The 21,888-nt window shown below is 33.6% G+C and carries 21 protein-coding genes and 1 pseudogene; 10 read left to right on the forward strand and 12 right to left on the reverse strand.

The genetic code is table 11. The features are described 5' to 3' along the window. Nucleotides 1-30 precede the first annotated feature (30 nt). From OPS21_RS03710 to OPS21_RS03725, 4 genes are all read left to right on the forward strand, one after another. Complete coding sequence (locus OPS21_RS03710; protein ID WP_265027732.1) at nt 31-969, forward strand: DnaJ domain-containing protein; 939 nt, start codon at nt 31-33, stop codon at nt 967-969. A 77-nt stretch (nt 970-1,046) separates the two neighbouring features. Further along, a complete protein-coding gene (locus OPS21_RS03715; protein WP_264337130.1) occupies nt 1,047-3,722 on the forward strand; it encodes a 2-oxoglutarate dehydrogenase E1 component in 2,676 nt (891 codons plus the stop codon). 194 nt (nt 3,723-3,916) lie between these two features. Continuing rightward, complete coding sequence (locus OPS21_RS03720) at nt 3,917-4,291, forward strand: hypothetical protein (RefSeq protein WP_265027733.1); 375 nt, start codon at nt 3,917-3,919, stop codon at nt 4,289-4,291. 59 nt (nt 4,292-4,350) lie between these two features. Then, on the forward strand, nt 4,351-4,602 hold the full coding sequence (locus OPS21_RS03725) for a hypothetical protein (RefSeq protein WP_265027734.1): 252 nt from the start codon (nt 4,351-4,353) through the stop codon (nt 4,600-4,602). Nucleotides 4,603-4,708: 106 nt separating this feature from the next. Here OPS21_RS03725 and OPS21_RS03730 read toward each other — a convergent pair. From OPS21_RS03730 to OPS21_RS03745, 4 genes and pseudogenes are all read right to left on the reverse strand, one after another. Then, nucleotides 4,709-5,808: pseudogene (locus OPS21_RS03730) on the reverse strand (IS3 family transposase). 70 nt (nt 5,809-5,878) lie between these two features. Continuing rightward, on the reverse strand, nt 5,879-6,472 hold the full coding sequence (locus OPS21_RS03735; protein ID WP_010405410.1) for a TIGR02217 family protein: 594 nt from the start codon (nt 6,470-6,472) through the stop codon (nt 5,879-5,881). Between the two features lie 53 nt (nt 6,473-6,525). Beyond that, nucleotides 6,526-8,070 (reverse strand): OTU domain-containing protein, encoded by a 1,545-nt coding sequence (locus OPS21_RS03740; RefSeq protein WP_265027735.1) that lies wholly within the window; start codon nt 8,068-8,070, stop codon nt 6,526-6,528. 185 nt (nt 8,071-8,255) lie between these two features. Next, nucleotides 8,256-8,996: a DsbA family protein gene (locus tag OPS21_RS03745; protein WP_264337133.1), complete on the reverse strand. Its 741-nt coding sequence runs from the start codon at nt 8,994-8,996 to the stop codon at nt 8,256-8,258. A gap of 394 nt (nt 8,997-9,390) precedes the next feature. Here OPS21_RS03745 and OPS21_RS03750 point away from each other — a divergent pair, with 394 nt between their 5' ends. From OPS21_RS03750 to OPS21_RS03765, 4 genes are all read left to right on the forward strand, one after another. Beyond that, nucleotides 9,391-11,274, forward strand: coding sequence for a DUF3857 domain-containing protein (locus OPS21_RS03750; protein WP_264337134.1), 1,884 nt, complete (start codon nt 9,391-9,393; stop codon nt 11,272-11,274). A 47-nt stretch (nt 11,275-11,321) separates the two neighbouring features. Beyond that, nucleotides 11,322-12,809, forward strand: coding sequence for a UbiD family decarboxylase (locus OPS21_RS03755; RefSeq protein ID WP_264337135.1), 1,488 nt, complete (start codon nt 11,322-11,324; stop codon nt 12,807-12,809). A gap of 40 nt (nt 12,810-12,849) precedes the next feature. Further along, nucleotides 12,850-13,377 (forward strand): phospholipase D family nuclease, encoded by a 528-nt coding sequence (locus OPS21_RS03760; RefSeq protein WP_007301949.1) that lies wholly within the window; start codon nt 12,850-12,852, stop codon nt 13,375-13,377. Nucleotides 13,378-13,461: 84 nt separating this feature from the next. Continuing rightward, nucleotides 13,462-14,004, forward strand: coding sequence for a hypothetical protein (locus OPS21_RS03765; protein ID WP_264337136.1), 543 nt, complete (start codon nt 13,462-13,464; stop codon nt 14,002-14,004). 214 nt (nt 14,005-14,218) lie between these two features. On the opposite strand, the gene lgt is transcribed toward OPS21_RS03765, so the two are convergent. The 3 genes from lgt to OPS21_RS03780 form a co-directional block, all read right to left on the reverse strand. Then, complete coding sequence (gene lgt / locus OPS21_RS03770; protein WP_264337137.1) at nt 14,219-15,010, reverse strand: prolipoprotein diacylglyceryl transferase; 792 nt, start codon at nt 15,008-15,010, stop codon at nt 14,219-14,221. A gap of 6 nt (nt 15,011-15,016) precedes the next feature. Continuing rightward, on the reverse strand, nt 15,017-15,466 hold the full coding sequence (gene smpB / locus OPS21_RS03775) for an SsrA-binding protein SmpB (RefSeq protein WP_015587785.1): 450 nt from the start codon (nt 15,464-15,466) through the stop codon (nt 15,017-15,019). Nucleotides 15,467-15,554: 88 nt separating this feature from the next. Further along, complete coding sequence (locus tag OPS21_RS03780) at nt 15,555-16,466, reverse strand: ankyrin repeat domain-containing protein (RefSeq protein ID WP_264337138.1); 912 nt, start codon at nt 16,464-16,466, stop codon at nt 15,555-15,557. 103 nt (nt 16,467-16,569) lie between these two features. Between OPS21_RS03780 and OPS21_RS03785 the strand changes: the two genes are divergently transcribed. After that, nucleotides 16,570-17,091: a Na+/H+ antiporter subunit E gene (locus OPS21_RS03785; protein ID WP_127463654.1), complete on the forward strand. Its 522-nt coding sequence runs from the start codon at nt 16,570-16,572 to the stop codon at nt 17,089-17,091. On the opposite strand, the gene OPS21_RS03790 is transcribed toward OPS21_RS03785, so the two are convergent. After that, entirely contained in the window at nt 17,084-17,500 is a 417-nt protein-coding gene (locus OPS21_RS03790; protein WP_264337139.1) for a hypothetical protein, read from the reverse strand. The genes OPS21_RS03785 and OPS21_RS03790 overlap by 8 nt on opposite strands. Before the next feature lie 264 nt (nt 17,501-17,764). On the opposite strand from OPS21_RS03790, the gene purN reads away from it, so the two are divergent. After that, nucleotides 17,765-18,331, forward strand: a complete 567-nt coding sequence (gene purN, locus OPS21_RS03795; RefSeq protein WP_143689443.1) for a phosphoribosylglycinamide formyltransferase — start codon at nt 17,765-17,767, stop codon at nt 18,329-18,331. A 7-nt stretch (nt 18,332-18,338) separates the two neighbouring features. On the opposite strand, the gene OPS21_RS03800 is transcribed toward purN, so the two are convergent. From OPS21_RS03800 to OPS21_RS03815, 4 genes are all read right to left on the reverse strand, one after another. Then, a complete protein-coding gene (locus OPS21_RS03800) occupies nt 18,339-18,569 on the reverse strand; it encodes a hypothetical protein (RefSeq protein WP_264337141.1) in 231 nt (76 codons plus the stop codon). 43 nt (nt 18,570-18,612) lie between these two features. After that, on the reverse strand, nt 18,613-19,035 hold the full coding sequence (locus tag OPS21_RS03805; protein ID WP_265027736.1) for a DUF2207 domain-containing protein: 423 nt from the start codon (nt 19,033-19,035) through the stop codon (nt 18,613-18,615). 226 nt (nt 19,036-19,261) lie between these two features. Then, nucleotides 19,262-20,572 carry a M16 family metallopeptidase gene (locus OPS21_RS03810; RefSeq protein ID WP_264337144.1) on the reverse strand — a complete coding sequence of 437 codons (1,311 nt, stop codon included), beginning with the start codon at nt 20,570-20,572 and terminating at the stop codon, nt 19,262-19,264. Then, nucleotides 20,559-21,887 (reverse strand): M16 family metallopeptidase, encoded by a 1,329-nt coding sequence (locus OPS21_RS03815; RefSeq protein WP_265027746.1) that lies wholly within the window; start codon nt 21,885-21,887, stop codon nt 20,559-20,561. Before OPS21_RS03815 ends, OPS21_RS03810 begins: the two co-directional genes overlap by 14 nt. Between the last annotated feature and the right edge of the window lies 1 nt (nt 21,888).

Below are 21,888 nucleotides of genomic sequence, written 5' to 3' on the forward strand. Positions count from 1 at the left end.
ACTTAAGGTGTTTCATCAAAGAGTGGTTATATGAATAAAAATGAAGCTTTAAAAATATTGGACTTTAATCCAAGTGATAATCCTAGTAAAAGACAAGTAGTAATAAGATATAAGGAACTAGCACTTAAGTTTCATCCAGATAAAAATCAAGACAAAGAAGAAATAGTAAGAAATGAATACGCAGAAAGATTTAAGCAAATAAAAAATGCATCTGAGTATCTTACTTCACTCAACTTAGAAAAGATATCAAAGATGAAATATGAAGATATAAGAATGATGACAGATGAGGAATTTGAAAGAACAACCAACATGACAGATGAAGAATTTGATGAAATGTCAAATGAAAAGTTTGATAGTTGGATATATACAACAAACAAAAGATTGATGAAAGATTTAAATGAAATTAACTCTGCTAATGATCTAGTGTTATCTTTAAAATTCGCTACCTTAAACAAAGATGTAGCTTATATCAAGCAGGCAGTTTCTAAATTTAAAAGCAGCAAGAATGGGCAGTTTGGTGACTATATAAATAGATCTGGTCTATTATTTTTTGCTGTATCACATAGAGATATTGAACTTACAGAGTTTCTCTTAAAAAAAGGTGTGGATCCTAATACAGAAATTAGCGAATTATTCTTGCGGAACGATAAGATTAAAAAGCTGTTAATTGAGTATGGGAGATATGATAAATCCAGTGTACTTGGTCAGTTCGCACTTGCAGTTCTAGCAGGTTCCATGGCTTTTGCGATTTACTCTTCATGTGATGCCTCTTTCTTATGTTATGCGGGAGTGGCAGCATTTGCTCTTGCTGGAGTTTTTCTTGTTGCAAACGCTATACATGATGTGTTTTATGCACAAACAAAATGGCCCTCTCCTGATTTTGATGAAGTTAGTACTGAAAAAGTAGTAACTAATGTTGAGCTAAATGCTGAAGGCAATTCTCGAGAAAGCGGTAATGCATTAGCTTAATCTACAGAGATCAAAAAAGTTCTTTTTTAAAAAACTTAAGTTATACTTATAAGTATTTGATACCTTTTGTAGTGATTATGCTAAGTCTAAGCTGCCTTTATGGTGATAATGCAGAATTTGTAGAAGAAATGTATAGCCGTTATCTGCAGGGCGATAAATCAATCGGGGAGGATTGGAATAGGATTTTTTCAAGCAATTTAGAAATGAATAAAACGGAAGCCTGCAATGCACAGCACGCAGTCAAGTCGGATGATTCAATTTCTAGCTTAGCAAATTTCTTCAGATCTTACGGTCATTTTTTTGCGGACTTAAATCCATTATCACCGCATGTAAATAAAGAAATAGATTATCAGAAATATTTGAATATCTCTCCAGCGCATGATGCTGAAATATATAGAGATATTTACTGCAAGAACATCGGTTTTGAATTTATGCATATTTCCTCTTATGAGGAAAGAGCGTGGCTGCAGGAGAAAATTGAAAATCAGGTCTATACGCTAAGCCCTCAGGATAAAAAAGAAATACTGAGGCACTTGATCGAATCTGAGATGTTCGAGCAATTTCTCCATATGAAATTTCCTGGATATAAGCGTTTTTCTATCGAAGGTGGGGAGTCAGCCATTGTTGCAATTGAAAGAGTTATTAGTGATTCTGCAGCTTTTGGTATTGAAGAAATAGTTCTTGGTATGGCCCACCGAGGACGGCTTAATGTTCTAACCAAAGTTATGGGGAAAGAATATGCGGCAATGCTGTCTGAATTTCAAGGTAACCTTGCATATCCAAGTGGTCTTGAGGTGTCCGGTGATGTCAAATATCACCTTGGTTACTCTTCTGATCGAGCACTTGCTGGTGGTAAAAAAATACACTTAAGTTTATGTCCTAACCCATCTCACCTTGAGGCGGTAAATCCGGTTCTAGCTGGAAGAGTAAGAGCAAAGCAAAATACGAGATCTGTGCTTGGAATATCAATTCATGGTGATGCGGCTTTTATCGGGCAAGGAGTGGTTGCTGAAACCCTGACTTTGAGCAACATTGAAGGTTATAAAGTTGGTGGTATCGTCCATATTGTCATTAATAACCAAGTTGGTTTTACTGCGAATCCTCGTTGTGCACGCTCTTCTTTTTATTGTACTGATGTAGCAAAATCAATAGAAGCTCCAATATTTCATGTTAATGGAGATAATCCAGAAGCCGTGAGTTTTGCCGCGAGTTTGGCAATGGAGTATGTGCAGAAATTTAAAAAGGATGTGGTGATTGACATAATATGCTACCGCAAATATGGCCATAATGAAGGCGATGAACCAAATTTTACTCAGCCACTTATGTATAAAGCAATATCAAAGCATAAAACTCCAGGCACGCTGTACGAAGAGAAGCTGACTGCAGAGAAAGTGCTAGGTAGCGATGAAGTAAGTAAATTACGCAGCGAATTTAGAACAAGATTGGATAAAAGCCTTACTGAGTCAACGACTTATACTCCGAAGAAAGCTGACTGGTTTGATGGAGTGTGGTTAAAACTCAGGAGAGCAAAGTTGAACGATTTGAGTGAATATTATACGGACTCTGGTGTTTCACCAGATGAGCTAAAAAAATTAGGTGTACACATAAATAGCAATATTCCAAGTAATTTTAATTTCAATAATAAAGTCAGAAGAATACTTGATGGTAGAATAGACAGTATAAATTCCGGTAGCAACATAAACTGGGCAACTGCTGAAAGTCTTGCATTCGCATCATTGCTTAGAGAAGGAATAGGAGTGCGCTTGTCAGGACAAGATTCTGGTCGCGGCACCTTCTCGCACCGTCATTCAAGGCTTGTTGATCAAGCAACGGAGGAAGAGTTTATTCCACTAAACAACATAAGTGAGAAGCAAGCTCGCTTTGAAGTTATAGATAGCGCACTCTCTGAGTATGCTGTGATGGGTTTTGAATATGGATATAGCCTTGATTCTCCTTATTCACTTGTGCTCTGGGAAGGGCAATTTGGTGATTTTGCAAATGGTGCGCAAATCATGATCGACCAGTTTATTGCATCAGCAGAAACAAAGTGGTTGCGATCAAGTGGTCTAGTTTTACTTTTGCCTCATGGTTATGAAGGGCAGGGGCCTGAGCATAGTTCTGCTCGTATAGAGAGATTTTTGCAACTCTGCGCAGAGGATAATATGCAAGTAGTTAATTGCTCTACTCCAGCAAATTACTTTCATGTTTTGCGCCGACAAATTAATCGAGATTTTCGTAAGCCTTTAGTGGTGTTTACACCTAAATCACTATTGCGTCATAAAAGCGCAGTTTCTAACCTTTCTGACTTTGAAGGAAAATTTCTTACGGTAATTCCAGAGTGTAGAAAAGGTTTAGTTGCAAGTGATAAAATACGTAAAGTTGTAATATGTAGTGGTAAAGTTTATTACGACATAATTGAAATGCTTGAAGCACAAAAAATAAACGATATAGCAGTAGTGCGTTTAGAACAATTTTATCCATTCCCGGCCGATAAACTAGGCAGTGAACTTGAAAAATATAAGAACGCTGAAATTACATGGTGTCAAGAGGAACCAAAAAATATGGGAGGATGGTTCTTTGTCAACCCATTGATAGAAGAGGTATTGTCTGGCCTCAATGCTCAAGCAAAAAGACCTAAGTGCATTGCAAGACCTGCTGCTGCATCTCCTGCATGTGGTTATGCTAATATCCATGCTCAGCAACAAGCAGAAATTTTGAAGCAAGTTGCGCAGGCACAACTGTACAAACACTGAACGGCTTCAAGCAGGCTCATTAATTAGACTCTAGCACTTAGATAACTTACAACAATCAAACCTCTTATATACTCATATAAATATAAAAAGACTTTTATTTTTTTATAAAAGTATAATATTTATTAAGATTTTCATTTATTTTTCTCAAAGTAGTTAATATAGTAAATATTAATATTAATTAATATCAGATATATATGAAGACAGAAATATTTGAGAGGCTAATAGGGCAAACTAAGCTACGCAGCAATAGCAAGGCTGAAATCATACAATTAAATAGAAGCGAGAAGGCTTTTATAGATGAGGATAAAAAGTCTATAGAATTAGCTGAGGCTATTTTTGCAGAAAATAATATGTTTCATTTTCGCAAACCAGGTCCTGCTACGGATTACATTTTGCATAAACTAATAAATGATAAAAAGCTTCTCGAGGAAATGAAAGATAGAGGTACAAGTATAATACGTCTTTTTTCTTTACTATCAATGTATCGTAATCTTCCCAAGTGCTATGTTGTGAGAAAAGAAGGTGTATTACTGAGTTTGGAATACTTACTTATGTTGACAACGATTTAGAACCATTACCTTTAGAAGACTTTATACTTATTGAGTCTGCCTCGTATCTAGAGTACATTTTGTTTGAGAATGATGATATTAGAAATAGGTTAGCTGAAGATTTGACTGAAGATAAAACAAAATTAGATATTTTCGTAAATGGAATTTTAGCAATAAATAGCTCGGATTTAGTATTATCTTGTATCAACACAATCGAGGCTTTTAATGAGGAAGCTAGAAATTTTGTCAATCACATACAGAAAACCAATAGGATGGACTACCTCTTTAAGGAAAATGGTACAACACTTGTAAAGTTAGTTCTAAAAGTATAATGCACCCATTTGTCTAGACCATTTTTTTCAAAGTGATCCGATTTTTAAAATGAATATGTTGATAAATACGTCGACACACATTTAAAGTATTTATCAATATATTCATTTACTGTTTATGATAATAAAGATCAGCAGGAACTTTATAATGTAGAGTCTGATGTCGCCTTTTATAGTTATACCAACCAACAAAATCGTTTATTATAAGATTCAAATCTCTGATACTATTTGGTCTATAATAATATATAGCTTCTTGCTTTAAAGTTCTCCATAAACGCTCAACAAATATATTGTCGAAGCAACGTCCTTTATGATCCATACTAATTTTAATATTAGCACGCTCTAATTCCATAATAAAGTTGTAGCTAGTAAACTGCACTCCTTGATCACTATTAAAAATCTCAGGTTTACCTTGTTTTAGAGCTTCTTTGAGAGTATAAAGGCAAAATCCAGCATCGAGATATGGTGATAATGAATGAGCAATAATATAGCGACTATACAAGTCCATTATTGCCACAAAATAGACAAACTTACCTTCTACCATAATATATAGTAGCCCATACCTGATTAACTCTACAAATAATCAAATCTTTGAGTAAATAAGGATATATTTTATGCTTTTTTTCTTTAATACTTGTATTACATCTTTTTCTACAATACAGCCCACTAATCTTCATTTTTTTCATAATTCTTAAGATTTTTTTGTGATTGACTACTACTCCACTCGCTATGATTTCAGCAGTAATTTTACGATATCCATAACGGCAATCAGAAGCCAAATATACTTCTTGAATCAAATTTCACTTTCGTTATTAATTATATGCCTATAATATAGGCTAGATCTGCAAATCCCCAGTAAATCAGCCTGTTTCCTAATTGATAGATCAGAATCTTTTTCTATAAACCTTACTCTATCTTTTTTGCTTATTTCAGTAATTTTTTTTTCAAATAACTATTTTCCACTGTCAATTCTCCTATTACTTTATGTAAACTTTCTATTTCTTGCGCTAAGATTCTTTGTTTTCTCGCACTTTCACTTTCTTCAACAAATAGGTCTTTTAACCTTGCCAATACTCTATCACGCCAATCATATAGATTTGTTGATGGTATTTTATATTCACTACATATCTCAGATGTGCTTTTTTGATTTTTTATTGCTTCCAAAGCTATCTTTGCTTTTAACTCTGGTTCATATTTTTTTGTTGCCATACTTTTACCCCTTTACCTTCCTACTCGGATCAACCATTTTTTTTTGGTCTAGTTTATGGGGTGCATTATATTATTTCACTTCCACCAAGGGAATATTGTTCCAGCTATTGCTGCCATAGTTATCAATAGAAGCGTTTAGGTAATCTGTATCAAATCGTACTGGTACATCAAATTCGAAGCTTGCGGTGATTATTGTACCTTTTGCTGGTGGTTTCATAAATGCTATTTCTCCAGTTGAATAATTCACTGAATATTTTTCTGTCTTTTCACCATCTAGGTAAATTTTTATTGTATCATGCACTGGCTTTTTAATAGTTCGTGTATGCTTGTCTTTTCCACTTATGTAAGTTTTCATCAGTTGAAAGATCGTTTTTTTATCGTCTCCTATGCCAATTTCTTGATTGATAACTGTAAAGTCTGACCAATCCTTAAAACGAAACCCTATTGCTTTACCTTTTCGTGCCTGAAAAAATGTTATGAGTTCTGTTAGCTGCTCGTTTGACCTAACTCCATAAGCTATGTTATACCTGGCACGTGCACGAGACCAATTAATATTGCGCTGCTCACAACCATTATGAGTTGTTACAACGTCAGTCGAAAATTCCGGTCCTCCAGTAGAGCCATAAGATATATTTTCTGGAAATCTAATTTCTGTAAATGACATATGCCCTCCTGTAAAAATAAAGTTGAGTTGATATAGATGAAGTAGGAAAGATCTTAAATTTTTGAAGCTGCTTTATCAATCAGGCTATAAATTTTAAATCCCGTTTCTTCTAAAAAAGTAAAGGTGTTGTTTTCTCCTACCTTACCTTTCAGTTCGTTAATGTCTTGATGACTCTGCGTTAACTGATATACACAAACACATGCAATGGCTAAAGCAACTCCAGCAAGACATGCTAAAGGAATTGGTTGAGTAAAAACAGCAGCTATAGCAGATGCTGTGAATGCTATAGCTGTTATTACAGCAGCTATGCTATAAATAGCTTCTCTTCTGTAACAACTATTGATTAATTTCTTTTCTATTGCCTCTTGTTGTGTTTCTTGCCCTTGTTGATGAGAAATAGTAATTACTGTATCTGTATGAATTGGCTCACTAGCGCTGGTATTAATTCTCTCTTTTTGTGTTTTTTGTTCTTTATGATCTTGCGCAATTGCTGCTTTGCTAGTTCTGATATTATATTGTTCTTCTTGCTCTGATTGATCAGAAGCAGGAACTTCTGTCACCTCACCAAAGATTTCTTCATTAGAAACTGATTGATTTTCTGTTATATCAGAAGGGATTTTGCTAAGAAGTGGCACAAAATGCCTCATGTAATTCACTATACGAACAACCTTATCGCCTTCACCTTCTTCACCTGTAGTAATATATCTACCACCTATAGGTTCTTCTTCTAGTGCTATCACTTCAATTTTCACTTTGTACTTTTCACATATCATTCTCCCTTCAATCTCTGGACGACCCCATATAGCTAGAGAATTAGTTTCTGTAGACATATTTTTAATGTTGTTTAGATATTTAGAAAAAGAGTTGGAATTATCTGGCTTAATAGTAACTTTTTCTCCTTTTTCTTTTCCATCTTCGCTTATTTCTTCTTCTTTATCTTTACTTGTTTCATATTCGTTATATTCTTCTAGTAACAAATCATTATCTGTGCCATATCTACTTTTCAAAATCTCTAAAATCTTCCCTTCTCTATCTTCACGATATTCCTCTAGTAACCAGCTGAAAAACTCCTCTTCTGTATATTTGGTTATTATTTCTTCACCTTTACACCAGTCTGTTTGTGCAGATATGCCTTTTTCATCTTCGCTATTTCTTTCCTTCGCTATTACTTTGCTATCCAAATTTCCTTCACCTACAAAATATCCTCCTTCTTCAGCATCTCCTGTTATTTTTTTATAAACCCACGAATTTGAATTTGCATTTGCTCTAGCATAATTTTCACAATCTTCTCTTAATGATTTTGCGGTAAAACGATGACCAGGTTTTATATTTAGCTCATTCAATCCTTGAGCCACAGAGTCAAAAAAGCAATCTCCTTCTGATATAGAAGCTCCTATTTTTAGCTTTTCAGGATAAGCTCTCTTTAGCTCATTCAATGAATTACTTTTTTTTGTTTTTTGTGCATTAAATTTTTTAAATAGTTTTTCTAGCCTTTGAGAATAAAAAGAGTCTAGATTCTTAAATAAAAATTGACTTAATTTTGTGCTTTTTTCGGCTTGCCGAAAAAGAGCAATTGGTTTTCTGTTGAAATTTTTCATGTTATAACTCCAAAATAATAATTGTATTTTAATAGATTAACTAGCCTAGGAAGGCTAATTACTTAAGGTCGTGCTGTGTTGCAAGCAAACATCACCTACTTTTCTTGAACTAATATGTAGCCTATACATATTGTTACTATCTTAACTATACTTAAACTTTCTTGTGCTGTCAAGCAGGAATTTTATTAATCTTTTAACTCATTCACTTTTTTGCGTAATATATTCAAATCAGTTTTTCCTACAAAAAGACTATCTCCTATTATCAAAAAAGGTGTACCGCCTACTCCCAAATCCCTTACTAAAAGTTTGCTGTTGTTTATCATTTGCTCAATTTTGTCTGCATTATTTTTCATAGAGTTATTAAAATCGTTCTCGTTGATCCCTATATTTTTTACTATATCTAATATAGTTTCGTCTGAAAATTCTCCTCTGTGATCTAGTGCAGCATAGTGAAAATCTAAGTACTTTTCTTTATCGATAAAATAAGTTGCTAAAGCACCTTTTGCTGCCTTTAAAGAATTGTTACCAAGTATTGGAGCATCCCTAAAGATATACTTAACTTTGCCATCATTGATCAATTGTTTTACATCGTTCTTTATAGCTTTGCAATATCCACAAGAATAGTCAAAAAAACCTACAGCTATGATATTGCTATTTTCATTTCCTGAGTAAGGATAAGTAGAGTCGAATATTTCATTTTTATGCTGAGAAATTTTATTTTTGGTTGCATTAGCATAACTATTTTTAGCTGACTCTTCCTGGAGAGCTTTTAGAACTCTATCAAAATTTTTACTGATGTAATTATCCAATCTCTCACCTATATAATCATCATTTAAGTTCTGACTGCGGTGTGAAAGCCAATTGTTTATTACTGGTAAACTTGCTACTGCAAGTATAAAAATCAATAAAAATGGTATCTTAGACATATACTTACTTAAAGAATACAAATATTAAAGAAATGCTCAATGTTAAAACATTTTTATCAAGAAATGCAAACTTTATATATGTTATATCAGAGAATCTGGTGATATTAAGTAACGAAAACTTGTGTAGAATAAGGCATTTGAGAAATTTAAGCAATCCTTACCGCCGCGTATAACAATTGTAACCGCGGCGGTAAAAAAGTTGATTATTTTATAACCGCCGCATATAATGCTGACAAACACGGCGGTGAATTATATGAGCGAACCAATAATTGGTAGAGAGAAAGAAATAGCCATTCTAGAAAATAAGCTTCTTTCACAATCTGCTGAGTTTATTCCTGTTTACACTGTGAACAAAATTGCATGGATTTAATGGTTCAATAAGTGTAGGTACATAATGAAATTTTTAAAAACTCTCTTTAACTTAGCATTACTAGTATTTTTCATGTCTACTATAGCTGAAGCAAGGTGGAGCAAGTACGAAGATGCTTCTGTTGAGGTTAAGTTTTCTAATGTTAATATTAATGTTAATAGAGATGGTACCTACGAAACGGAAGTAGAGCTTCAAGCAAAAATACTCAAGGAGTCTGGGCGTGATAGATTTTCTCTGTATAGTTTAATCTACAATGATGATAGTGCAGATTTGACTGTTTTAGAAGCTAAAACAGCTTATAACGGAGAGGAATATATAGTCACTGAAGACATGATAGAGGATAAACCGCTAGCTAGTCCTAGTAAAGGCTTCGATCAGCTAAGGCAAGTAACTATATCGTTTCCTAAAATAGAAATTGGTACAGAAGTATACTTAAGGTATAAACGAGTTAACAAAAAGGTTCCTGTTGATAATTTTTATGGCTTGAGCTTTTCTTATCATGGGGATTATTTACAAGCAGAAAATACTAAAATCAATTCTGAATTACCCCTGGAGATTAAAGTTAATGATCCAAGAGAAGTATTAGAAATCGCTGAGGAAAAAAATGATGATATACACTCTATAAGCATTGCTTTAAAGAAAGCAGTTTATGAAAACACAACAAATGAACCACATAATGGAATATTGAACATAAAACACAACACTTGGGTATCACTTTCAAGCTTATCTGAATGGGAGGATTTAGCTAAAAAATTAGCTCCTGGATATCATAGCGTTATCAATCAGCCGCTTCCTGCAACTTTTGAAGCTATAGCAGAATTTGCTGACAATGAGAGTACCGATGAGGAGAAAATTAATGCAGTTACTTCTTTATTGAATGAAAAAGTTCAGTACATGGGAGACTGGCGTACAGTGTCAGGAAAATTTTTTCCGAGAGATTTGGAGAAAATTGCTGATTCTCAAGTCGGGGATTGCAAAGACTTTTCTGCTAGCACAGCTGCTATTCTGCAAAAACTTGGTTACAAAGTTCAACCTATTTTAGTTATGAGAGGAACTACTAGTATTTCCAATCCTGAAGCATTACCTAATATGGGTAATTTTAATCATGTGATGCTCAAAGTAACAAATAGAGGTGGAAAAATATATTGGATCGATCCAACTAATACCGTCAGTATGGCACAGGGTATTTTTCCAGACATTGCTGATAGGAACGCTCTAGTACTCGATTCTGAGGAAGCAGATTATATAACAATTCCTGCTGTACAAGCTGAAAATTCAAAAGTGATATCCCATAGTGAACTGACTATACAAGGTAATGTTGTAAATGAATATGGCCAACTTACCGTGCAAGGGGAGTCGGCTCTAGGCTTTACAGGTGCTGGGTTATATTATTCAAAGGAACAACTAGAAGATTCTGTTTTTCGTATGATTAGTGGAGTATATCTTGATGAAGAAGAAAAGAAGTTCTTAGAATTGCCTGACCTTACTTCGCGTAATGTAGAGGATCTTACAATTAAATATGAGTTTCAGCAAAAAAATAAGGTTTTTAAAACAAATCTAGGACCTGCTTTGAGTTTAGGAGATAATTGGCTTAATGATATTGTAAATACAGCTTCTGACCAAGTATCAGACCTTTTTATTGGTGTTCCTAAAACTAAGGAAAGCCATATGGTAATAAAAGATATTAAAATTAAAAATTGTAAAAATTTGAATTTTGAAATAGATACTCCTTGGTTATATGTAAACAGATCGTGTAAATATCAAAATAACGGAACCGAATTTAGTAATATGATAGCTATAAGAAAAAGTTTTATTACCAATGAAGAATTAAAGACTGCTGAGTATAAAAACTTAAAAAGCGAGCTGGAGAATAATTTTTCTAGGGCCTCTATAGTAATTAGTGAATGAGTTGTGCTGGGAAAAGCACTTCTTAAAAGGCTGAAAATTTTTAAAATATGTACAATAACTTACGTGACTTCATCAGAGCATTAGAAGAAAAAAAAGATCTAATTAGAGTTAAAAAGGAAGTTTCAACTGTTCTTGAAATGACGGAAATTCATCGCAGAGTTTTGTCAAACAAAGGGCCAGCAATAATCTTTGAGAATGTTGTCACAGAGAATGGCAAAAGTGCGATTCCAGTTTTAGTGAACTTATTTGGTACTATTGAGAGAATTGCATTGGGACTTGGTATAAATTCTGATGAATTAAGGGATCTGGGTAAACTTCTAGCATTTTTGCGATCACCTGAGCCGCCAAAAACCTTCAAAGATGCTGTGAAAATGTTTCCTCTACTAAAAGTTGTATTGTCGATGCGGAGCAAAGTTGTGAGCAAAGCCCCATGTCAAGAGTTGGTGCTAACTGGGGATAAGGTGGATCTTAGTTTGCTACCTATTCAGACATGCTGGCCAAACGAGCCTGCACCGCTTATCACTTGGCCACTTGTGGTAACAAAAGGACCAACAGCAGACAAGCAAGATAATTTCAATCTTGGAATATATCGTATGCAGGTTGTGAATAAAAAAACGACTCTCATGCGCTGGCTTGCACATCGTGGTGGTGCAGGTCACCATAAACGGTGGAAGGAGAGGGGGCAAAATATGAAGTTTCCTGCGGCTGCTGTGATTGGTAGTGATCCTGCAACGATTATTGCTGCGGTAACTCCGGTGCCGGAGACTTTATCAGAATACCAATTTGCCGGGCTGCTGCGAAAAAAACCACTTGAGCTTGTAAATTGTAAAACTATTCCTCTTCAGGTTCCAGCTCATGCAGAAATTGTTTTGGAAGGATATGTAAGTTTGGATAATTACCAAGATGAAGGGCCGTATGGAGATCATACCGGTTACTATAATGCTGTTGAACAGTTTCCTGAGTTTAACATCACTGCAATTACAATGCGCAAAGATCCAATTTATCTCAGCACTTTTACTGGCAAACCACCTGATGAACCATCAATTCTTGGTGAAGCACTCAACGAAATCTTTGTGCCGATTCTCATCAATCAGTTTCCGGAAATAGTAGATTTTTATCTGCCCCCAGAAGGTTGTTCATATAGAATAGCGGTAGTGTCGATAAAAAAGGCTTATCCAGGGCATGCAAAAAGAATTGTTATGGGCACACTATCTTTTCTCAAACAGTTCTTATACACGAAATTTATTATAGTTGTTGATTATGATATAAATATACGTGATTGGAAAGAGGTGATGTGGGCAATTTCAACAAGAATGGACCCTGTGCGTGATACAATCATGATAGAGAATGCTCCAATTGATTATTTAGACTTCGCTTCTCCTGAAAGTGGTCTCGGAGGTAAAATAGGGTTTGATGCAACAAACAAACTTCCACCTGAAACCAAACGAGAATGGGGAAGAAAAATTGAAATGAGCGAGGAAATAATAAAGAAAGTTACAGAGAAGTGGAAGGAATATGGGTTGACAGATGATTAAACTATGATGTAGACTACCGCCGTGTATTTAGGTGTGGTTTGTGAGGCTTTTATATCTTTTATTTTTGTCGGCATGTTTTTCTCTGTATTACTATGTGGGTCCTACATTCTCGCCTTGCCCAAAAGCAACAGTTTGCTTCTCACCTGAAGAAGACTGTGCTGTACCGATAATCAGCGAGATAGACCAATCTAAAGAATCTATCTTAGTTCAAGAATATACATTTACTCTTGGAACAGTTGCAAAATCTTTGATTAACGCCAAAGAGCGTGGTGTTGATGTTAAAGTCGTCTTAGATAAATCACAACTCCATTCAAAATATAGTGTCATAAGCGAATTGTTTTCAAATGGAATACCGATTTGGATCGATAATAAGCCAAAAATTGCTCATAATAAGGTAATAATTGTTGATAATCAAAAAGTCATCACAGGATCGTTTAACCTCAGTAAGACAGCTGAAAAGGGAAACGCTGAAAATTTATTAATTATTGAAAATTATCCTGAATTAGTCCAGCAGTATGTGAAGAACTGGGAAATAAGAATGTCACAATCCTATCAATATGCTCCCTAGATACTTGATATCAAAAAAAGTCTTTTTATTGATAGATTTAATTTCTTGTGATATAATAAATTAAAAGGTTTTAAGGGGTAGGTAATGGATTACATAAATGATGCTGCTGATAGTTACGCTGCCATTCATGATTTTTTTCAAAATAATGGTGTTGGAGATTACAAAGTTCAATGCAATTATGGTGGTGTACCGTATGCTACTGACGAATATGTACATTCTGGAGACAAATTTTGGAGCAATAATTTTATAGACTCACATTTTGGAAGGGAAATAAAAATGTATCCTCAAAGTGAGCTTTTAGCTAAAGAGTATGCTGGGAATACACTACCGGTTTCAATATCACTAAACGAGGATCTAATAAAAATAAAAGAATGTCAGAAAAAAACTAAATTTGTAGAACTAGAAGGGGAATCAGGTGATATAGTATATGATAAGCAAAAACATATAAAGTGCTACACGACAAAGTTATCATATGACGATGTTTCTGTTCATAATAAAAACAAATTTTCAATACTGAATATTAGATATGATATGCCAAATGATCCGAGATACAGTTTAAACATAGCCTTCACAAAGGTTAATGATAATCAACCAGGGTTTTGGCAAAAATTTAAAAATATGTTTTAATAAAGTAGCTTCTCAATCAGGAATATTCTGGTGGAAAATGAATATCTACTTAGTAATGAATTTGGTCAGTAGCTACTAAGTTTTTCTTATAGCTATACAACGAAGGTTTGCTGGTCTTACATTTATTCTCTGCAAGACAAAAAATTCACATAATTGTACATAGTATGGAATAAATAAACTTCCACTATATTTTTCGATTAAACTTACCTTTTCTCTATTGAACAGATTTCGTATTAAATCTTAAGTTCAACGCACCTAAATATATAAGCATTCCCAGCAAAATCATAGGTATAGAAAGAAATTGTCCCATAGTTAAATTGAACCATAAATAGCCAATTTGATAGTCTGGCTCGCGGAAAAATTCAACCACAAAACGTGCTATTCCATACCACATAACTGCAATACCAGTTGTTGCACCGTAATACAATCTCATTTTGTTCAAGAAAAATAGTGAATTTACAACTACGAAAAGTAGCGCTCCTTCTAAAAATGCTTCATAAAGTTGGCTTGGATGGCGCAATAAATTATCACCACTTTCTGGAAATACCATACCCCACGGCATAGTTGTAACCCTGCCAAATAACTCTCCATTTATAAAATTACCTATGCGGCCTAGAAGTAAACCTATCGGAACTCCACAAGAAATTAGATCCAGTGTGTAAAATATAGGAATGTTATGTCTTCTACAGGAGATTATTACTGCAAGCAAAACTCCTATAGCACCGCCATGAAATGACATACCTCCTTCCCAGGTCTTTAGTATTTCGATAGGATTGCTTATATAGAGAACTGGATCATATATCAATACGTACCCAATCCTACCTCCAAGGATAATGCCTATAATAACGGCTGTTAATAACGAATCGTAAAAATTCTTAGTAAATATTTTTTGATTGTCTAGCTTATGTAAATACCAATATGCAAAAACTATACCCAAAACATATGCTAAAGAGTACCAATATATAGAAACAGGACCGATGCTAAAAATAACTGGACTTAAAGACATATTTTACTACAAATTATTCTTAGACAATCTACTTTTCTCACGGTCCCACTCTCTCTGCTTTATGGTTGCTCTCTTATCGTAGAGTTTTTTTCCTTTAACAATAGCAATTTTAGTTTTTGCCAACCCTTTATCATTAAAATAGATAGAAAGTGGCACAACAGTTATTCCAGAGGTTTTGATTTGACCAATTAGCTTATTTATCTCTTTTTTATGCAAAAGCAATTTTCGTTCTCTTTTTGGCTTGTGATTCTTTTGGTTTGCAGCTTTATACTCTGCGATATGCATATTGTTTAGCCATATTTCGCCTTTTTTTTCAGTAACGTAAGCATCAGAAATGTTTGCTTTTCTTTCCCTTAGTGATTTTACTTCACTACTTAAGAGGATCATACCTGCTTCAAATTCTTCTAAGATAAAGTATTCAAACCTTGCTTTTCTATTTTCTGCAATAACTTCCATATCTAAAGATATCTTTAAGCTTCAATATATTACAGAACTTTTGGTTTAATTCATAACAAAACAATTATCTCAGTAAATGCAAGTTTGGTTAAAAAAGCTCTAATCTTCCTGCAAGTGTAATTTGTTCCACTCTTCCTACTACCATTTCAGACCTAGGAATAGCATTACCTGACAAAGAACTTATTACATCTTTGCAGCCCCATTCAATAGCAAAGTGTAAAGGAGCATATCTATTATTGTTCTGTTTACTAACATATGCCCCACTTTCAATTAAAATATCTCTTATACTTTCATGATCGCTAGCAAAATGCAAAGGAGTGCGTCCACAACTATCCCACACATTAACACATGCTCCATGTTCAATCAGAGTTCTTACTATGTTTTCATTATCACTTTCAGCAGCAAAATGCAAGGGAGTGCTTCTATAATTATCCCACGCATCGACATATGCTCCGTGTTCAATTAGAGCTATTACTATGTTCTCATAACCACTCTTAGTAGCAAAATGTAGAGGAGTGTGTCCATCATTGTTCTGCGCGTTAACATCTGCTCCACATGCAATTAGAGCTCTTACTACACTTTCATTCCCACCTTCGGCAGCAAGATGTAAAGGTGTACATACATCATTGTCCCACGCATTAACATTTGCTCCACTTTCAATTAAAATATCTAATATGCCTTTGTGGTTCCATTCAGCAGCAAAATGTAAAGGAGTGCATCCATCGCTGTCCCATGCATCAACATATGCTCCATATTCAATTAGAGCTATTACTATGTTCTCATAGCCACTCTTAGCAGCAAAATGCAACAATGTAGTTTCTACAGGATCTAGATCACTATGTGTAGTGAATATATGATTGATATTAAATCCACTATCTTCCCACCTCCGTAAATCAATTCTTTCTAATTTTATTTTTATTCGTTCAACTATGTTGTTCTTGCTTAAACCTGAAGTATCATTTATTTCTTCAAGCATTTTTAGAAAATCATCAAGCGTCATAATCTCCACTACTTATTAAAATAACTTGATTATTATGTTCTTTGACACAAAAATCAAGAACTTTTTATTTTCCTAAAAAATCATTTAAGTTATACTCCAAATCATGAAAGTCAGGCAAAATATTAAGTTTTTTTCTCTATCATTTGTGATTTTGTCTTCTCTATGGATTACATTGTCTGGTTATTTCGAGCCTTTTTTTATTCTCTGTGGAGTATTTTCTTCTGTGTTCACATTGATTATCTTTAAAAGGTTAATTGATGCTGAAAGTGCCCTTAGTCAAATTCTAAATGATAGTGGTAGGCTGTCACTTTATCAGCTTATAAGTTATATACCTTGGCTAATTTACCAAATTATTTTTTCAAGTATTTATGTAACAAAAAAGGTGCTACGATTCAAATCTACAGTTGAGCCAATTGTTATTGTAAGGGAATGCATAGGACATAATGATAAGACCATTGCATTATTTGCTAACTCGGTTACGATTACCCCTGGAACTTTAACTATCAATGTTGAAAAGAAGCAGAAAACATATTTATCTATCATATGTTTGATAGATAAAGATCTTGAAAGTGGCATTTCTGAAATAGAAGGTAAAGTCTTAAAAATGCTACACCTAGTTAAGTAATTGCTTTAAATAAGTTAACAGCGTCTCTGTATTCTCTTATTAGGCTTTCAAACATTTCTTTTGGAAGGCTATCAATAACAGTAGAACATAAATAATTGTACAAATCTTCTAGCCTTGATATGTTATTTTTCTTCTTGCTGTTGAATTTGTACGGAAAAATGCCCTCCATAATTTCAATATCAACAACCTTATTTAAAAATGCATTTTCACTTGTTATGCTTATTCTTGTAAGTATAGTGTTAATTTCAGGTTCATTACTCGTATAAATATCTGATAATTCCGCCATTTTAATAACGTATAAAGTTACTACTTTTGATAAACAATTATCAGAATATTCACAATTTTTTATTACCTCCCACTGAGTAACCTGAGACTTGCTTGTTTTTGCATTGCTTGGTAATTTATTCATTGAATTTTCTCCATTTAATTCAGTAGTAAATTATACTAATACTTTGTTAAATAAATAATAACGCAGCCATAAAAATATGCATTTATTTACCATAAATTGTATAATATTCCTAAAATTAAATGTTAAAATTACTTCAAACTGAATGATTTCTTTAATTCCATGTTATCCAGCAGTGTAAAATATTGCTGCACAATAGTATTTATTCTAAAATAAACTTTCTTTTTGAGCTATTTTATTAATGTCCATTCTTACAGCTGTACTAAAATGAAAAAGATAAAACTCGGAATACTAATTTCAGGTAGAGGATCAAACATGCAAGCTTTAATAGAAGCATGTCAAGATCAGAATTTCCCTGCTAAAACTGTGTGTGTTATCACAAATAATAGTGAAGCTGGAGGCCTTAAAATAGCAAAGCAAGCAGGAGTTTCAGCGTTTGTTGTTGAAGATAAGCCACTTAATACTGATAAAATTCATGAAATACTTGTTCAACATAAGGTTGATTTAATTTGCCTTGCAGGGTTTATGAGAATTCTAAAGGCCAATTTCCTGAATAAATGGCATAACAAAGTTATAAATATTCATCCCTCTTTACTTCCGTCATTTAAGGGCCTAAATGCTCAGGAGCAAGCTCTGAAAGCGGGTGTAAAAATTACAGGATGTACTGTGCATTATGTTACTCATGAAATTGATGCTGGAGCCATAATCGCTCAAGCTACTGTTCCAGTGTTACCAAATGATGATGTTCACAGTCTCTCAGAGCGCATTCTAGCTGAAGAGCATAAGTGTTATGTAAAAGCAGTAAGATCAATAGCAGAAAGTAACGCTAAGTGATATTAAATTAGAGAGATCGTGTGGTACTGCTTTTTCTTTTTGTTACATCTTGATCCAGAGAAAGGTGTGTTGGAACTTTAGGGTTGGAGCTTTTTTGCTCGATATGTTTTTCTTTTTTCATTTCAATAACCTTATCAGATGTATCATCGTCGATTGGTTTTCGATTGCCTTCTTTCAGCATTTCTTTTAAATGCTGAACCTCTTTTCGCCTTTCTTTATTCTCATGATTAGCGTGCAATTTTGCTAATACTAATACATCAGGTAGTACTTTTGCTATAATTCTATGAAGGCGTGATAAATTTATTTCTTTTTTTCATCTCTATATACAGCTCTTTCTGCTCCTCTTTTGAAAATTGTGAAAGATGAATTTTAAAGTTTTTAACTTGATGATAAATAGAGTTAGTTATGTTACCAGTCATTACTATACAGCCCAATGTAACAAGAGGTGCAGTAACAAAAAGAACTATAGGACTACTAAATAAAGCAATAGAAACTGCAGCGCCTGTTAAAAATAATATATCGCACAGAATATCCCAACAAATACCTTGAATTCTATATTTATCCCTTCTTTTTTGTTCTAATGTTCTCTTGTAATTACATTTTTTATATAAGCTTTTTTCTCTAAAATAGTCAAAAAAAGAGTACATGCTTGAAATTAGGGATACTGAGCTAAAAAAAACACCTGTGACAATATTACCAAGCATTATGCCCGCCATACCTATCTGTTGACTTGTAATATGTATCAACTTGATGATTATCAACACACCTGTGTTGATAACAGAAAATATCGTTATTAAAGGATTTAACAAAGCAATTGGAGTTTTTTTGCTTTCTCTTGCAGTATCGTTTTTTACCTGAACATAAAAGTCAATCATATATCTAAATTATAAAGAAATATGGTTAAAATTTCAACTATGCTGTAGTAATGATTTACTTTCTTCCAACCTTAACAAAAAATAAATTTTCGGGATCAAGCAAAGAATTTGCCAGCTTATTTACTTCCTCCAATTGAACATCATTAATGATATTCGTATAATTATTTATATTGTTAACATCACGATCATTTATCTGCATATTATCCAATAGCATTGCTATACTTACATTATTGGATAGAAAAGAGAAGGTAAAGTTATTTACTAAACTGATTTTTGTATCCTTGAACAATTGCTCGTCCATTCCTTCATTTTTTATTCTGCTAAAGGTATCTTTTAATGCTAATATAGCTTTATCAGCAGTGGAACTGTCAGTACTTATAAATCCAGATATAACATTCCCATGTTTATTTGTAATATTACTTGCACTAATACCATAAGTAATACCTAGATTTTGTCTCAATTCCTTCATTAATATTGAATTCAGCCCCATACCACCAAGCGCATTAATCAAAACACTAGCATTATAGTAATTAGGGTCTTCATATGCTATGCCTTTTTGAGCAAAAAGTATTACACTCTGTGGTATATCAATAAAAACGCTCTTACTTTCTGCAGGCCCAAATTCATTTTTTACAGATATCTTCCTAACTTTCGATCTTTTTGATGGTAACTTAGATAAATATTTATCAAGCAGCGTACTAACTTCTTCTTTTGTTGCACAACCAACAACACTAATAACGATATTATCCTTAGTAAAACTACGCTTTATGTATGTTAAAACATCGTCTCTAGTAATGCTCATTATAGTGTCTAGAGTTCCATATGGATTTCTTGAGTAAGGATGTTTTTTGAACAACAACGTATCCAACTCTTTTGCAGCAATAAAATAAGGATCTTTTTCAAAATTATTAAAGTTTACTTTGGCTTTTTCAAAAACTCTATTCAATCCTTCAGGATCAACTTTAGGACGCATTATAGCATCACTCAGTAGTGAAATTGCATCCTCTAGATTCTCAGATAAAGTATTTAATGAAATCCTAAATGCTTCTAAACCAGCAATAAAATTTAAACTAATTCCTTTATCCTCAAGCTTTTTTACAAAATCTTTGGCATCATTTTTTCCTGCTCCTTCTTGAATTACAAGAGAAGTAAACCAAGCAAGCCCCTGCTTTTTTATATTTTCATACACACAACCTGCATCTTTGAATGATATATTAAGTGAAACTTTTGGTAGATCATGGTTTTCAACAAATAAAAACTTAAGTCCTTTATTAGTAGTAACCTCCTCTACATTTAGGTGACCGCTTGCTTGCAAATTAAAGCCTAGACAGAAAAAAAATAGAAATACATATTTACTTATCTTCATTATTACCTCCTTTTGGTAGCAAACGACCGACTAATTTATTAGTAGAAAAGATAGTATAAATTTTGTTATTTACGTCCTCTAGATTGATATCATTAATTTTGCTATATGAAATGTCTATTTCATCAAGTGGAATACCTAGTGCTAGACGTGGTATATAAAACATTGCTATATTAGTTAAATCAGATAGATTATCAAACTGTGCTGCTTTGTATTTAGACTTTGTACTTTGCAACTCTTCACTTGTTATTCCTTCAGAGGTAAAGTGATTAATAGAATTATCTAACTCTCTTGCAACATCATCCAAATTCACCCCGCTTTTTGGAGTTACCCGAATCTCAATGTAACCATTACTAAAAGCTAAGCTATTATAATAAGCAAACACTTCTACTGCTACATTCTTATCTAGAACTAAATCTTTATATAGCTTACTAGACTTGCCATTTCCCAAAACATCAACTGCCAAATCAACAGGAAAAGTTTCACTTATTTGCTCAAATAAAGGAACACTATAGCGAAAGTATAAAACTGGCTCTTTCACTTCAGTGCTTTCTAAAATTACCGATATATCTGCATTATGTATTGAATCTTGGTTCGGATAATGCTTAACTACAGGCTCAGCTTTAATTACACCATATTTTTCCTTTGCTAATTCCGCTACTTCTTCAAATTCTACATCACCAACAACGAGCAGTATAGCATTACCTGGATGATAATAGTTATCATGAAACCTTGTTATGTCATCTTGATTGTAAGTTTTAATATCGCTCTCCCAACCAATAACAGACCTACCATAACCATTACGATAAAATGCACTGTTCATTTCCTCCCATAGTAAAGCTTCAGGATTATTATCAAATCTCATCTTTCTTTCTTCTAATACGATATTTTTTTCTCTATCTATTTTGTCTTGAGTAACATCAAAATTGCCCATTCTGTCTGCTTCAATTTCCATTGCTAGTGGTAAATCTTTTTTGAGAACTAATTCGTAGTAGCAGGTGTATTCTTTAGTGGTAAAAGCATTAAATTGGGCCCCAATGCTGCCCAAAGTGGATTCTATGTCTTTAAATTTTCCTGTAGTTTCAAACATTAAGTGTTCAAAGTAGTGAGCCAATCCTGCTTTGCCAATTGGGTCATCCATTCCCCCAACTTTATATATTATTGCATGAAAAACAGCTGGAATTCGGTGATTAGGTACTACATAAACATCCAATCCGTTACTGAGCTTAGCATGCTTTATGATTTCAGCTTCCAAAGAAATCGGACAAATGAAAAAAAACACAGATAGTATAAAAAAACTAAAGAATTTGCGAAGCATT

It is taken from the genome of Wolbachia endosymbiont (group B) of Chorthippus parallelus (assembly GCF_947251815.1).
Taxonomy (GTDB): Bacteria; Pseudomonadota; Alphaproteobacteria; order Rickettsiales; family Anaplasmataceae; genus Wolbachia.